At 63.9% G+C, this 14216-nt stretch carries 11 protein-coding genes; 7 read left to right on the forward strand and 4 right to left on the reverse strand.

Annotation, left to right across the window (positions count from 1 at the left end):
• Positions 1-22 precede the first annotated feature (22 nt).
• The 5 genes from ACFY68_RS19980 to ACFY68_RS20000 all read left to right on the forward strand — a co-directional run bounded on the left by ACFY68_RS19980 (position 23) and on the right by ACFY68_RS20000 (position 6708).
• Positions 23-1519: a heme utilization protein gene (locus ACFY68_RS19980; RefSeq protein ID WP_346614277.1), complete on the forward strand. Its 1497-nt coding sequence runs from the start codon at positions 23-25 to the stop codon at positions 1517-1519.
• A 67-nt stretch (positions 1520-1586) separates the two neighbouring features.
• A complete protein-coding gene (locus tag ACFY68_RS19985; RefSeq protein ID WP_346614278.1) occupies positions 1587-2267 on the forward strand; it encodes a C39 family peptidase in 681 nt (226 codons plus the stop codon).
• Positions 2268-2299: 32 nt separating this feature from the next.
• Positions 2300-3046, forward strand: a complete 747-nt coding sequence (locus tag ACFY68_RS19990) for a hypothetical protein (RefSeq protein WP_387530793.1) — start codon at positions 2300-2302, stop codon at positions 3044-3046.
• A 46-nt stretch (positions 3047-3092) separates the two neighbouring features.
• Entirely contained in the window at positions 3093-4373 is a 1281-nt protein-coding gene (locus ACFY68_RS19995) for a hypothetical protein (protein WP_387530796.1), read from the forward strand.
• Between the two features lie 133 nt (positions 4374-4506).
• On the forward strand, positions 4507-6708 hold the full coding sequence (locus tag ACFY68_RS20000) for an LTA synthase family protein (RefSeq protein ID WP_387530799.1): 2202 nt from the start codon (positions 4507-4509) through the stop codon (positions 6706-6708).
• A gap of 36 nt (positions 6709-6744) precedes the next feature.
• Here the strand turns inward: ACFY68_RS20000 and ACFY68_RS20005 are convergent, their stop codons facing one another.
• Entirely contained in the window at positions 6745-8070 is a 1326-nt protein-coding gene (locus tag ACFY68_RS20005) for a sigma-54 dependent transcriptional regulator (RefSeq protein WP_346614282.1), read from the reverse strand.
• On the opposite strand from ACFY68_RS20005, the gene ACFY68_RS20010 reads away from it, so the two are divergent.
• Positions 8065-8250, forward strand: coding sequence for a hypothetical protein (locus ACFY68_RS20010; RefSeq protein ID WP_387530802.1), 186 nt, complete (start codon positions 8065-8067; stop codon positions 8248-8250). The two genes, ACFY68_RS20005 and ACFY68_RS20010, sit on opposite strands and share 6 nt — an antisense overlap.
• 163 nt (positions 8251-8413) lie before the next feature.
• On the forward strand, positions 8414-8680 hold the full coding sequence (locus tag ACFY68_RS20015; protein WP_346614284.1) for a hypothetical protein: 267 nt from the start codon (positions 8414-8416) through the stop codon (positions 8678-8680).
• 106 nt (positions 8681-8786) lie between these two features.
• Here ACFY68_RS20015 and ACFY68_RS20020 read toward each other — a convergent pair whose 3' ends face one another.
• Genes ACFY68_RS20020 through cobN form a run of 3 tightly spaced genes read right to left on the reverse strand, consistent with a single transcriptional unit; the run spans position 8787 to position 14216 of the window.
• Positions 8787-9419 carry a VWA domain-containing protein gene (locus tag ACFY68_RS20020; RefSeq protein WP_387530804.1) on the reverse strand — a complete coding sequence of 211 codons (633 nt, stop codon included), beginning with the start codon at positions 9417-9419 and terminating at the stop codon, positions 8787-8789.
• A 32-nt stretch (positions 9420-9451) separates the two neighbouring features.
• Positions 9452-10453 (reverse strand): ATP-binding protein, encoded by a 1002-nt coding sequence (locus tag ACFY68_RS20025; protein WP_387530807.1) that lies wholly within the window; start codon positions 10451-10453, stop codon positions 9452-9454.
• 1 nt (position 10454) lies between these two features.
• The gene (gene cobN, locus ACFY68_RS20030) at positions 10455-14216 is read right to left on the reverse strand and encodes a cobaltochelatase subunit CobN (RefSeq protein ID WP_387530810.1); all 3762 of its coding nucleotides are present in this window, start codon (positions 14214-14216) and stop codon (positions 10455-10457) included.

Here is a 14216-nt window from a genome sequence, read left to right on the forward strand (position 1 = left end):
CTAAAGAAGACGGAGAAACACCATGAAACCCTCGATGGCAATCAAGCCTCTGGTTTTCGCAATTGCTGCGGTCATGGCTGTTGCTGCACAAGCGGATCAGAACGATAGACGCGGTGGCCACGGCCACAATAACAACAACAATCACCAGCAGATGGACAGGGCGGTTTATACCAACGCCAATGCCACAGCTACTGATTCCCAACGGAGCACGGGTAACTCCATCCGCAACGAAGGCACCATCAACGAAGCCGAAATGAGCAGCTCCGGCGCGGGTGCCAGTGGCAACGTCGGCGTCAACGTGGCGGCCGGTAACGGCAACCAGCAGGACAACGCCGCGGCCATCGCCAACACCTCGTCCGATAACGCCGACATCGACAACAGCTTCGTCTTCGGCACCGCCACCGCCAGCGCCGAGGTGGTTCAGCGCAGCAACAACAACGTCGTCAACAACTGGTCGACGCAAAGTTCTGCGGTCATGAGCGGCTCGGCTGACGGCAGCAGCGGCAACATTGGTATCAACATTGCTGGCGGCGACCTGAACCAGCAGAAAAATACCATGGCAATCGCCAACAATGCCGCAGGTATCGGTAACTCGAGCGCCACCGCTTCGGCCGACCAGAACGGCCCTGGCCTGGAAGTGAACAACCGTGCCGACCGCACCTACACCCTCGACACCCTGACCTTCACCACTTCTTCGAGTGGCTCGGCCTCGCGTAGCGGTGCGTACGATGCAAGCGTCGACAAGAGCTCCAGCTCGAGCTACAGCGCGTCTGGCTCCAACAGCAACAGCGCCAGCGGTTCGAAGAGCAGCAGCGCCAGCGGGTCTAGCAGCATGACCGCCAGCGGCTCCAACAGCAGCAGCGCCAGCGGCACCAACAGCATGACCGCCAGTGGCTCCAACAGCTGGGATGCCAGTGGTTCGGCCAGCCGCGACCACAGCTCTTCGTCTAGCGCTTCGCTGAATGCTTCGCTCGATGCCAGTGCCAACGGCAGTGCATCGTCGTCGCAAACCTTCGGCAACTTCACCCGTTCGCGCAGCTCCGACTTCGACGCATCGCTCAGCGCTTCGCTGGATGCATCGATCGACCGCTCGCACGAGTCGGCCAGCAACTCGTCGTTCGACAAGTCCTTCGACTCGTCCTTCGACAAGGCGTACGACTCTTCGTATGACCGTACCCGCGACTCGTCCTATGACAAGGCTCGCGATACGTCGTACGAGAAGGCAAACGCCTCGGCATGGGAAAAGGCGAGCGCTTCGGCCTACGAGAAAGCTGGCGAGAAAGCATCCGAATCGTCGGACAGCATCTCGAAGAGCTTCAGCGAGTCTAGCGAGTTTGCCCTGAGCAACACCGTGTCGTTCCAAGTGCTGACCCCGACCGGCTGGGCCAACCCTGTAACCAACACCGCAACCCTGAGTGGCTCGGTGAATGGCGGCAGCGGCAACCTGGGCGTCAACGTGGCAGCCGGTGTAGGCAACCAGCAAAGCAACTCGCTGGCCATCTCCAACACCTCGATGTAACAACTGCGGCCTGGGGGCCCCCTTCGGGGGGCCTCTTTCTAACAAGAAAAGCAGGGGGGCGTCGAACATGCGCATTATCGCCTTGGCGTTTTTGCTGTGCATGGCCAGTGTGAGCGAAGCAGCCCAGATGCCGTTGTCCGTCCTGCCCGGTGGCGCGGTGATCTACAAGCCCATCCAGAGCATCCGCGAGCGCAAGTTCGCCGACCTGGTACAGCAGAAAACCGACTTCAGTTGCGGCGCAGCGTCGCTGGCAACCATCCTGCGCCAAGCCTACTGGCTTGACGTTGACGAACATCAGATCATCGAAGGCATGCTGGAACACGCCGACCCGGACCTGGTCCGCACGCAGGGCTTTTCGATGCTCGACATGAAGCGCTACGTGGAAAGCCTTGGCATGCGCGCACGCGGCTACAAGGTGGCCCCTGACACGCTGCACAGCATCCGCATCCCCGTGGTGGTGTTGATGGACATCCGCGGCTACAAGCACTTCGTGGTCATGCAAAAGGTCGACAAAGGCTGGGTGTACATCGGTGACCCGGTGCTCGGCCACAAACGCTTCAAGCTCGATGACTTCGTCAAAGGCTGGAACGGCATCATCTTTGCCGTCATCGGCCAAGGGTACGACAAGGCCAACGCCCTGCTCGACCCGCCACTGCCGCTGAGCGCCAAGAACCGCGTCAGCAACTTCACCCCGGTGCAGGACGCCGAGTTGATGGACTTCGGCTTCATCCAAAGCGACTTCTTCTAATGACTGCGGGCAAGACGCTCCGGGAGCATCCCATGAAGACTTCTATCTGGCTGGCCGCCCTTTGCATGGCTGCCAGCCTGCCGACCCAGGCACAAACGTTCAAACCGATCGAACTCAAGGACCAGGAGCTGGCCAACCTGCGCGGGCGCTACGTGATGCCCGGGCGCATCGTCAGCTTCGGCATCGTCATGACCAGCACCTGGCAGAACGCCAATGGTGAGGTGATCGGCGCAACGTCGGCCATGCAGGTTCAGCAAACCACCATCAAGCCGCAATTCTATGTGTCGATGATCAATGAGAAAGGCAGTGGCGGCGCGCAATCGAGCAGCGCCGGGACGGGTACCGTCACAGGGGGCAGCGGCCTCAACACCACCGAAGGGGTAACCCAGGTGGTGCGGGCTGCCGGCGATTACAACACCGCCCATAACAATGTCGACATCAATGTAACCAAGGCCAACCAGGCGCCGGCGACGCAACCCCAGGGCCAGGCCCTGGCGGCTGGCTCAACGCTGGTCGGTGCCAATGGCGCAGGCTCGCTGAGCGTTTCGTCCAGCGGCACGGGGGTGCAACTGAGTATCGTCGCCAGCGACAACCAGGGCAGCACCCTGCAGCGCCTGGGGCAAGGTGGGCTGATGCAGAACACCACCCTGCTGGGCGCCAGCAACCGCGTCAGCAACCTGACGTCGCTCAATGTGGTGCTGCGTGACAACGCGCCCACGGCCGGATCGGTGGGCACCAACCTTGACCAGCTCAAAGGCCTTCGCAATCTCGGATACTGATCTACGCTCAGTCTCATCGTATGTAGTCAGAAGGGACGGCTAATCCATGCACCGTTTGTTGACGCTCAGAGCTATCGTTTGTTTGACAACCCTGGCCCCGGCCACTCTGCTACAGGCGGCAACCGACCCACAGGTCGAGCAACTCAAACAGGAACTCATCGCGCTGAAACAGCGCTACGAAGCCCAACAGAATGCATTGATGGTGCTGGAACAACGGCTCAAGCAGGTGGAAGAGGCACCGCCAGCGCCCGCACCGAAACGCCTGACCAAATCGCCCGCCGAAGGGGTCAAGGGTGCACAGACCGTGGCCTCCGGCGCGCCAGGCACCACCGGCAGCTCGTATGGGCAATCGCTGCAGGACAATTCGGAGCCGGCGCAGAGCGTGTCCAACCTGTACGACGAAGCCAGCGGCTTCTTCGGCGGCGGCAAGTTCAGTGTCGAAACCGGCCTGACCTACACCCATTACGATACGCGCGCCTTGACCCTCAACGGGTTCCTCGCGCTCGACTCGATTTTCCTCGGCAATATCAACATCGACCGCATCAAGGCCGACAACTGGACGCTTGACCTGACCGCACGCTACAACGTCGACCAGCGCTGGCAGTTCGATATTAACGTACCCATTGTCTACCGCGAATCGACCTACTCCTCCGGCGGTGCCGGCGGCGCTGCCGGGGCAAGTTCGGACGGTACGGTCACCCGCGACCCGACCATCGGCGACGTCAACTTCGGCGTGGCCTACAAGTTCATCGACGAGTCGGAAAACTGGCCAGACGCTGTCGCCACCCTGCGCGTCAAGGCGCCAACCGGCAAGGACCCGTATGGCATCAAGCTGATCCAGGTGGCCGGCAACGACAACCTCGCCGTGCCTGAAGACCTCCCGACCGGTAACGGTGTCTGGGCAATCACACCGGGCATCTCGCTGGTCAAGACGTTCGACCCGGCCGTGCTGTTCGGCAGCCTGTCCTACACCTACAACATGGAAGACTCGTTCAGCGACATCAGCCCTACGGTCAATACCAAGGTGCCAGGCGACGTAAAGCTGGGTGATTCCTGGCAGATTGGTGGCGGTATCGCATTCGCCCTGAACGAAAAAATGAGCATGTCGTTCTCGGTCACCGACCAGTTCTCGCGCAAGAGCAAGATCAAACCCGACGGCGGCGACTGGCAATCGATCACCAACAGCGACTACAACGCCGCCAACTTCAACATCGGCATGACCTTCGCGGCCTCCAACAACCTGACCATCGTGCCAAACCTGTCCATCGGGTTGACCGACGACGCGCCAGACTTTTCCTTCAGCCTGAAATTCCCCTACTACTTCTGACCGCTCGATGCCCGGGCCCGCGCGGGCCCGGCTTTTGGTAACCAACCTTGTAGCCCACCGCTTTCCTGACCCCCAGCCTGTTATCATCGCGCACAGATTTGTGACGTTTTAACGGCAATTAAGGAAAGTTTTCGTGAAAAACCTGCTTGGCCCCTCGCACACCCGGCTTGTCGCCCTGGCAGCCCTGGTGCTGGTGGTTCCACTGGCTGCGCGCGCCCTGCTGGGCTGGTCCAACCCGCTCGGCTATGTGTCGGACCTCGCGCTTGGCAGCCTGCTGGTACTGCTTCTGCACCGCCGGCCGCTGTGGCTGGCCCTGCCCGTGCTGGTGGCATGGGCCGCGTTGTGGGTGGCATCGGCCGAGTTGGTGAGTGCGGTCGGGCGGCTGCCCAACAGTGCCGACCTGGGCTACCTGTTCGACCCCCAGTTCATGGAGAACTCCACCGGCGGTGGCCTGGCCCACGCCTGGCTGCCCTGGGCCCTGGGTGCAGGCTTGCTGGCCTGGGCGCTGGCTGCCTGGCGCAGCCGTGGCCAGCGTGGCGCCGCATTCGGGCTGAAAGCCCTGTCCATCCCGTTGGCGCTGTTTGGCGTGCACTGGGGTAGCCAGCACCTGGCGCCGTCCGATGCCGACCAGTGGCGGCAATACAACCTTGCGCACCAGTTACTGTCCGCCGGCGTCGCCGACCTGCAGCAGCAGGCACTGGGCTGGGCCGGGCAGACGCCACCCGTTACACCGCTGCCAAGCGCCGGGCTGACCCAGCCCGACCTGCATGGCCAGCGGCTGCTCGCTGGCCCCGGCAATGCGCGTAACCTGCTGGTGATCACCGTCGAAGGCATCCCCGGCGCCTATGTACGGCCCAACCGCCAGGCCCTGCACAGCCGCTTTGACGAAGACCTGATGCCTAACCTTAGCCGCTGGGCCGAGCGCGGCATGAACACCCCGGACTACGTGCTGCATACCCACCAGACCATCCGCGGTTTGTACGCCATGCTCTGCGGCGACTACGACAAGCTGGCCAACGGCACGCCCAAGGGCATGGAGCTGCTCACCCAGCACCAGCGCAACCAAGCCTGCCTGCCTGCCCAACTGCGCCAGGCCGGCTTCACCACGCATTACCTGCAGGGTGCGGGCCTGCGCTTCATGGCCAAGGACCGGATCATGCCGCACATCGGCTTCGACTCGGTGCATGGCCTTGAGTGGTTCAGCAACGACAACTACCTGGAATTCCCCTGGGGCAAGGATGACCGGGCGTTCTTCGAAGGCGCGCTGGACTATGTCGGCCAGCTCAGGCAGCAGGAGCGCCCATGGATGCTCACTTTGCTGACCGTGGGCACCCACCAGCCTTACTCGGCGCCTGCAGACTACCTGGATCGCTACGCCACGCCCAAGCAGGCAGCCGTGGCGTACCTGGACGACGCCATCGGCGCGTTCCTCGACAACCTGGAGCGCCAGGGCGTGCTCAAGGACACCCTGGTGGTGGTGACGTCGGACGAGTCCCATGGTATCGATGGCGTACGCCTGGCCTCCTCCTGGGGGTTCAACCTGACCCTGGCACCGGAGCAGGCGCAATTGCCGCACATCAAACGCGGTACCTACGGCCACGTGGACCTGGCCAACTCCCTGCTCGATTACTTTGCCCTGCCGATGCCGGTGGCGCTGGCCGGGCGCTCGATGTTCCGCGACTACGACACCGGCCGGGAGATGATTTCCTACACCAATGGCATGTTGCGTTACCACAACGGCCAGGGCGTGTTTACCGAGTGCGACTTCCAGCAGCGCTGCCGCCGTTATGCCAGCGAAGGGTTCATCGCTGACCAGGCCAAGTACCTGGGCGCCGGCGACAGCAACCTTGGCCCACAGCTCGGCGCCCTCGCCGGTGTTCTCGACCAGTCCCTGCTGCAAACCCCGCTCAACCTGCGCTACCAGTTCGGTGGCCCCTCGGCCATCCAGTTGCAGGCGCAGATCAACGACGACTGGGCCGACAACCTGATTGGCGCGCAGTACCTGGAAATGCCCGAGGGCTCTCGGACGCGTGTACGGGTGAAGGTGCGGGTACTTGACCCGCAGCATGCCGCCTACATTCAACTCAAGGCCAAGGAACTGGAGCAGGATGTGCCGCTGGGGCTGCCGGACGAGATTCGCGTGACCGCCGATGAGCCGCTGGAAATGGAATTTGGCTTCGACAACCCGACCGTGCGCAAAGCGTTCTCTTTCCATTTGCTGGGGTATGGCGGTGGTGAGGTCGAGGTGAGCGATTTCAGCGTGATCACGGCACTGCCGGACGAAGAAGAGTCGGTCGAGGAGCTGTCGGACGGGCACATAGCCCAGTCGAGCTGAACGCTCGCAGCACTGGCCCCTCACGGGGCCACGGTTTCAGCGGATCTGGTGCTTGTGCAGCAACCGGTAGAACGTTGGCCGCGATACCCCAAGCACCTTCGCGGCAATGCTCATGTTGTTGCTGTGCCGGTCCAGCACATCGCACAGCGCCTGGCGTTCAGCCCGGTGCTTGTAGTCCTCCAGCGTACCCAAGGGCTGCTCCTCCTGCTCCAGCACGTGCAAGCCGAGGTCCTGCGCCTCGATCTGCCGCCCCTCGGCAAGCACCAGCCCGCGGCGCACCCGGTTGGCCAGCTCGCGTACATTGCCCGGCCAGTGGTGCCGGCCCATGGCAGCCAGGGCGTGATCACTGAAGGTGCGTGGCCTGCGCCCTGTTTCCAGGCTGTAGAAGTGGGAAAAATGGTTGGCCAGCATCGACAGGTCGCCATGGCGGTCGCGCAGTGGCGCTGTCACCACCTGAAGCACGTTGAGCCGGTAATACAGGTCCTCGCGAAATCGCCCTTGCTCGATGGCCCGCTCCAGGTCCACGTGCGTTGCCGCCAGCACCCGCACATCCACGGGTATCGGCTGGCTGCCGCCCACCCGCTCGATGTGTTTTTCTTGCAGAAAACGCAGCAAATTAGCCTGCAACTCCAGCGGCAAGTCGCCAATTTCATCGAGAAACAGCGTACCACCGTGAGCGGCTTCGATACGCCCCACCTTGCGCTGGTGCGCGCCGGTGAACGCGCCCTTTTCATGCCCGAACAGCTCGGACTGGATCAGGTGCTCCGGGATTGCCCCGCAATTGATGGCGATGAACGGCATTTCGCAGCGCTGCGACTGGCGATGCAGGGTGCGTGCAACCAGCTCCTTGCCCGTGCCGCTCTCGCCGCGGATCAACACCGGCGATTCGGTCGGTGCCAGTTTGCCCAGCAGTTTGCGCAACTCCAGAATCGGCCGGCTGTCCCCCAGCAATTCGTCTTCCACACCATCGACAGGCACCGCCCCCTTGCCGCGCAAACGCGCCATGCCGAAAGCACGGCCCAGCGTCACCAGCACCCGGGAGACGTCGAACGGAAGGGTATGGAAATCGAAGAACCACTCGCAGACGAAGTCACCGACATTCTGCATGCGCAATTGCTCGGCATTGAGCACGGCGATCCATTCGGTATTGCTGCGCTTGATCATGTCTTTTACCGCGTCGGGGTGACGCAGGTGCGACTCCTGCAGGCGCAGCAGGCCGATATCGCAGCGGTGCTCCAGCGCCAGGTCCAGGCTACAGCTGTGGACGTCCCAGCCGGCACTCTCAAGGCCCGGTAGCAAGCGGTGGCAATCGTCGCAGGGGTCGACGATGAGCAAGCGACGAAGGGAGGCGGTTTCGTGCATGACCGTTCCTTGGCGCCAAATTGTGGTTTTTTACGTGAAAACAGTAAGTTGCGGCGCCTGCTTAACAGTAGCAACGAACCTGACGGCGCCCACTACCGTCTGTCTGCCGAATTGTTTGGCCACTACGCCAGTCGGGAATTTTTCAATTTAATCAGCGTCACAGGCGGCGCAGGACATTAAAAAAATGTTTCACAGTTAAAAAATTACAGTGATTGTGTGACTCCACCCCCAACAGGGAGCATCAGTACAAATAACCCCGCACTGCAGATCGCGATTACCTGAAGCGCCATTGCAGTAACGCGGACATGAATTTCGATGTTTGGGACCATAGAGAGACCGAACCATGAATGCCCAGCTCCGTGTCAACGAAGCACTGCTGATCGCCGACCACGCCTTCGAACCTTTCCAGTGCGTTGCCTGGGACGCACCCAACGGTACGGGTGAGCTGAGCCTGGCAGTGGTCGACCGGACCAACACCCGCATCGGCAGCAAACAAGTGTCCTCGCGCATCTACTCCGACCCTGCGCAGTGGGCTAGCCTGATCGAGGAAGTGCGCGCCGAACTGTGCCAGAAAGGCTATGACCTGCAGCCCTGGTCGATGCCGAAGTAATAGCGGTAGTTAGCCTGCAAGTGCGTGCCCAGCACGCACTTGTGTAACTTTGCCATCAGCCTTTCGGCAACTTTTGCCATTGCGACATAGTGTCGCACCCTCGCCTTCAGTCTTTTATCCTGAATTGTTCAAGATGCTGATATTCGGCCTGTAACTGTGTGGCCAACTGCCGCGCGCGCCCCAGCCGAACCGGCGCCAATTCCATGTCCACCAACAACGTGGCACACGGCATGGGGTGCAAGGCATTCCAGCGCTGCAGGCGGCCATCGGTGAATACCAGGCAGCGCTGCACCTCTTGAGGGTGGGCCTTGTGCCGCGCCAGCAACCAGTGCCGGGCTTGCTCCAACGCTGCAATCAACGGCGTGCCGCCACCCGCGCCCAGGGCTTGCAGCCACGGCTGAAGAGCTGCCGAGGCTTTCAGGCCATGGCGCTGCCACTGCGGGCCGGCACCGCTGGCGGTCAGCAACGCCAGGCGGGCACGCTGGCGATACGCCTGGTCGAACACTTCGGCCAACAGCCCCTTGCTGTGTGCCAGTGCCTGATAGCGGCGAGTGGACGCCGAAGCATCGACGATGACCAGCCACAGTTCGGTAGCCTGGGCCTGACGCTGCTGCCAGCAAAGGTCCTGGCGCTGCCGCGGCCGCCCTTTGAGCAAAGTGGCAAGCCAGGCCACGCGGCCAGCCGGCGCTGCACGTACGCGCCCGCGGCTGCTACCGGCCAGTTTGCCGACACGCGGCATGGCATCCGCCACCTTGCCCGCAGGGCGGATGCTCAGGGCTTTTTTGCCCAGTTCGGCACCTCGCGCCTGGCGCCGCTGGCCACCGGTTGCGCGGGCAGCGCCCCCCAATCGCCCTGCCCGCCCTGGCTGGGCGCATCGTGGCCGCCCGCCTCAGGCGGCGCTGAAGGTGGAGCGGCTTCTGGCGCCGCACGCCGGCGATGACGCAGGGCGAACTCTGCCACGGCATCGACATCGCCCTCCTCGATCACTTCACCACCGCGCCAGGCGCAATGCGCGCGGGCGGCGCGCAACCAGACCAGGTCGGCACGCAGGCCATCGACCCCGGCGGCATAGCAACGCTCGGTGATCCAGGCCAAGGCCTGGTCGTCCAGGGCGATGGCCGCCAAGCCCTGGCGGGCCGCCTGGCAGCGTTCGCGCAGTTGCGCCTGGGCGGCGGCCCATTGCTCGCAGAACGCATGCGGGTCGGTGTCGAAAGCCAGGCGACGGCGAATGATCTGCTGACGCGCTTCTGGTGCCGGCAAACCTTCGAGCACCACATTCAGGCCAAAGCGGTCGAGCAGCTGCGGGCGCAACTCACCTTCTTCGGGGTTCATGGTGCCGATCAGCACGAAACGCGCACTGTGCCGATGGGAAATACCGTCACGCTCAACCCGGTTGGTGCCGCTGGCAGCCACGTCCAGCAAAAGGTCGACCAAGGTGTCGGGCAGCAGGTTGACCTCATCGACATACAGCACGCCACCATCTGCCTGGGCCAGCACCCCCGGCGAGAACTGCGCCTTGCCCTGCCCCAGCGCTGCATCGAGGTCGAGGGTGCCGACCAGGCGCTCTTCGCTGGCGCCCAGCGGCAAGGTCACGAACGGCCCCTCGCCAAGCAGGTCGGCCAGGCCACGGGCCACGGTGCTCTTGGCCATGCCGCGTGGGCCCTCGATCAGCACGCCGCCGATCTTCGGGTCGATGGCGGTCAGGCACAGGGCCAGCTTGAGGTCGTCGGCGCCGACCACGGCCGCCAGGGGAAACTGTACGGGTTCACTCATTTCAAGCCTGTTCCTCGCCGTCGAGCAGCTGTTCCTCCAAGGCCTCCCGGTATTCACCTGGGGCTTCCCAGAGCCCGCGCTGCTGGGCCTCCAGCAAACGCTCGGTGAGGTCACGCAAGGCCTCGGGGTTGTGCTCGCGCATAAAGTCGCGCGTCGCCGGGTCGAGCACATAGGCATCGGCCAGCGACTGGTAATGATGGTCGTCGATCAGGTGCGTGGTGGCGTCGAAGGCAAACAGGTTGTCGACTGTGGCCGCCAGCTCGAACGCGCCCTTGTAGCCATGCCGCTTGGCACCGTCGATCCACTTGGGGTTGAGGGCGCGGGCGCGAATGACGCGGTTCAATTCCTCTTTGAGGGTGCGAATACGCGGCCGGTCGGCCTGGCTGTGATCGCCGTGATAACTGGCCACCCGCTCGCCGGACAAGGTCTCGGACGCCGCCAGCATGCCCCCCTGGAACTGGTAGTAATCGTTGGAATCGAGCAGGTCGTGCTCATGGTTGTCCTGGTTCTGCAGCACCGCCTGCACCTGGCCCAGGCGGTGGGCGAACTGGGCCCGCGCGGGGGTGCCTTCGTCGCTGGCGCCATACGCGTAGCCGCCATGGTTGAGGTACACCTCGGCCAGGTCTTCACGGATGTGCCACAGGCGGCCATCGATTGCATTCTGCACCCCGGCACCATACGCGCCGGGCTTGGCACCGAATACCCGCCAGCCGGCCTGGCGTGCGGCCTGCTCGGCTTGCACACCTTGCGCCTGCAGCGTTTCACGCTCGCTGCGCACGCGCGCGGCCAAGGGGTTGAGGTCATCCGGCTCGTCCAGCGCCGCCACGGCCTGCACCGCTGCATCGAACAGGCGGATCAGGTTGCCGAACGCATCGCGGAAAAAACCCGAGACGCGCAAGGTCACGTCCACCCGCGGGCGGTCGAGCAGGCTCAGTGGCAGGATCTCGAAATCGTCGACGCGCTGGCTGCCGGTGGCCCACACCGGCCTTACCCCCATCAGCGCCATGGCCTGGGCGATGTCATCACCGCCGGTGCGCATGGTCGCCGTGCCCCACACCGACAGGCCGAGCTGGCGCAGGTGGTCGCCATGGTCCTGCAAATGGCGCTCGAGGATCAGGTTCGCCGAGGCAAAGCCCAGGCGCCAGGCCGTGGTGGTGGGCAGGTTGCGTACATCCACGGTATAGAAGTTGCGGCCCGTGGGCAGTACATCCAGGCGGCCGCGGCTGGGTGCGCCGCTGGGGCCTGCCGGCACGAAACGCCCCGCCAGGGCTGCGAGCAGGCCGTTGATTTCTGCTGGCCCGCAAGCGTCAAGGTTGGGTGCCACCTGCTCGCGCAAGGCCTGGACCACCTCGTGTACCGCCTGCCATTGCGCCTCGGCGGGCAGTTGCAGTTCGCCGTTCAAGGCTTGCTCGATGACCTGCAACGCCAACAATTCAAGACGCTCGCGGCTATCACCGAAGGTGCGCCACGGCGCTTGGCTGATGGCTTGCAGCAGGGGGGGACATGGCCCTTCCCACGCTTGGCCGAGGTCGCAGTCCAAGGGGTCGAAGCCTAACGCCAAAGCCTTGGCGAGCGTGCGCAGCAAGCTGGCGTTGCCGCCGCGCCCATCTGCGCGCTCGACGCGCAGCAGGGCCAGCAAGGTATCGATCCGCAGGCGTGCCTGCGGAGACTCGCCGAACACGTGCAGGCCATCGCGAATCTGCGATTCCTTGAGGTCGCACAGGTAGGTGTCCAGGCGCGGCAACCACACGGCAGCATCATCCAGCTGGCCTTCCAGCTGCAACTCGCGGTCGATGTGGTTGGCCTTCACCAGCTCAAGGATGTCGCGCTGCAACTCACGGGCACGCCGTGGGTCGAGCATCTGCGCTTCATAGAACTCGTCGGCCAGTTGCTCCAGGTGGCGCAGCGGGCCGTAGGTTTCGGCACGGGTCAGCGGCGGCATCAGGTGGTCGATGATCACCGCCTGGGTGCGCCGCTTGGCCTGGGCGCCCTCGCCCGGGTCATTGACGATGAACGGATAAATGTTTGGCAATGGGCCCAGCAGCGCATCTGGCCAGCACTGGGCGGACAAGCCCACGCCCTTGCCTGGCAACCACTCGAGGTTGCCATGCTTGCCAACATGGATGACCGCATCGGCAGCAAAGGCATGGCGTAGCCAGAAATGGAATGCCAGGTAGCCGTGTGGTGGTACCAGGTCGGGGTCATGGTACACGGCGCTGGGGTCGACCTGATAACCGCGCGCAGGTTGAATGCCGACGAAGGTCAGGCCAAAACGCAGGCCAGCCACCATCAGCCGGCCGCTGCGGTACATCGGGTCTTGCTCGGGCGGGCCCCAACGTTCCAGCACCGCTTGCTGGTTGGCGGCGGGCAGCCGCGCGAAGGCGGCCTGATAATCCAACAGGCTCAGGCTCTGCGCGCAGGGCCGTTGGTCGAGGTGATCGAGGTCGTTGGTCACGCCGCCGAGCAACTGGTGAATCAGCTGCGTGCCACTGCCGGGGAGTTCGTCGAGCGGGTAACCTTCTGCCCGCAGCGCCTTGAGAATGTTCAGGGCGGCTGCGGGGGTGTCGAGCCCGACGCCATTGCCGATGCGCCCGTCACGGGTTGGGTAGTTGGCCAGCACCAGCGCCACGCGTTTCTGCCCGTTGGGCAGGCGCGCCAGCTCGACCCAGCGCCTTGCCAGCTCGGCTACGAAGTCCATGCGCTCGGGGTGGGCGCGGTAGCAGACCACATCGGACTGGCTGCGCTCGCTGCGCCAGGCCATGTCCTTGAAGCTTACCGGGCGAGTAATGATGCGCCCGTCCAGCTCGGGCAAGGCAATGTGCATGGCCAGGTCGCGGGCACCCAAGCCCTGCTCGCTGGCTTCCCAACCGGGTTGGTTGTCTTGCGCGCAGATCGCCTGCAGCACCGGGATGTCTCGGCGGAACGGCCGCAGGTTGGGGCGCTCCGGGCTGGACAGAGCAAAGCCTGTGGTGTTGATCAACACCTCGGCCCCAACGTCGTCCAGCCAGCGTTCGACCTGTTCCAGGCACGCGCTTTCCTTTAGGCTGGCGACGGCAATCGGCAACGGGTTGAGGCCTGATGCCTGCAGGCGTTCGCAGAACACGTCGATGAACGCGGTGTTTGCCGCCTGCAGGTGCGAACGGTAGAACAGCAGCGGCGCCACCGGGTATTCCGGACGCCACTCGCCGTACCAGTCTTCCAGGGCCGCCGCGGGGTTGGCCGGGTGATAGACCGATGTGCGCGGCAGCGGCTGCGGCGCATCCCAGCTGTAATCGCGGCCCAGCCACTGGTTGGCCAAGCACTTGAACAGGTTGACGGCATTGGCCTTGCCACCCTGGCGCAGGTAGTGCCAGAGGCGCTCGGCCGGTTCACCGGTGACGGTGCCAAGGCCGGTGAGCTCAGGGTCCGGGCGGTCGTCACCCGGCACCAGGATCAGCTGCACGCCGCGCGCGGTCAGCTCGACCAACTGCTCGACGCCATAGCGCCAATAGCCGACCCCACCGTGCAACGACACCAGGATTACCTTGGCATGGCGCAGTACCTCGTCGATATACAGATCGACCGAGGCATGGTTCTGCACCTGCATGGGGTTGGCCAGGCGCAGGCTGGGGAAGTCGTCTGGCAGTTGCTCGGCGGTTTCGGCGAGCAGTGCCAGGTGCGAGTCGCCGCTGCAGAGGATCACCAGCTCGGCGGGAGTCTGGCCGAGGTCGGCGATGCTGTCGTCCGGCACGAAGCCGCCGGGCTGGGTCCGCAGCAGGTGCAT

It is taken from the genome of Pseudomonas sp. NPDC012596, from assembly GCF_042902325.1.
Classification (GTDB): domain Bacteria; phylum Pseudomonadota; class Gammaproteobacteria; order Pseudomonadales; family Pseudomonadaceae; genus Aquipseudomonas.

Bases quoted from the DNA above. Each gene is read 5' to 3' on its own strand.
- ACFY68_RS19980 (WP_346614277.1), top strand. From the start codon at position 23: ATGAAACCCTCGATGGCAATCAAGCCTCTGGTTTTCGCAATTGCTGCG.
- ACFY68_RS19985 (WP_346614278.1), top strand. From the start codon at position 1,587: ATGCGCATTATCGCCTTGGCGTTTTTGCTGTGCATGGCCAGTGTGAGC.
- ACFY68_RS19990 (WP_387530793.1), top strand. From the start codon at position 2,300: ATGAAGACTTCTATCTGGCTGGCCGCCCTTTGCATGGCTGCCAGCCTG.
- ACFY68_RS19995 (WP_387530796.1), top strand. From the start codon at position 3,093: ATGCACCGTTTGTTGACGCTCAGAGCTATCGTTTGTTTGACAACCCTG.
- ACFY68_RS20005 (WP_346614282.1), bottom strand. From the start codon at position 8,070: ATGCACGAAACCGCCTCCCTTCGTCGCTTGCTCATCGTCGACCCCTGC.
- ACFY68_RS20015 (WP_346614284.1), top strand. From the start codon at position 8,414: ATGAATGCCCAGCTCCGTGTCAACGAAGCACTGCTGATCGCCGACCAC.
- ACFY68_RS20020 (WP_387530804.1), bottom strand. From the start codon at position 9,419: ATGCCGCGTGTCGGCAAACTGGCCGGTAGCAGCCGCGGGCGCGTACGT.
- ACFY68_RS20025 (WP_387530807.1), bottom strand. From the start codon at position 10,453: ATGAGTGAACCCGTACAGTTTCCCCTGGCGGCCGTGGTCGGCGCCGAC.
- cobN (WP_387530810.1), bottom strand. From the start codon at position 14,216: ATGCACCTGCTGCGGACCCAGCCCGGCGGCTTCGTGCCGGACGACAGC.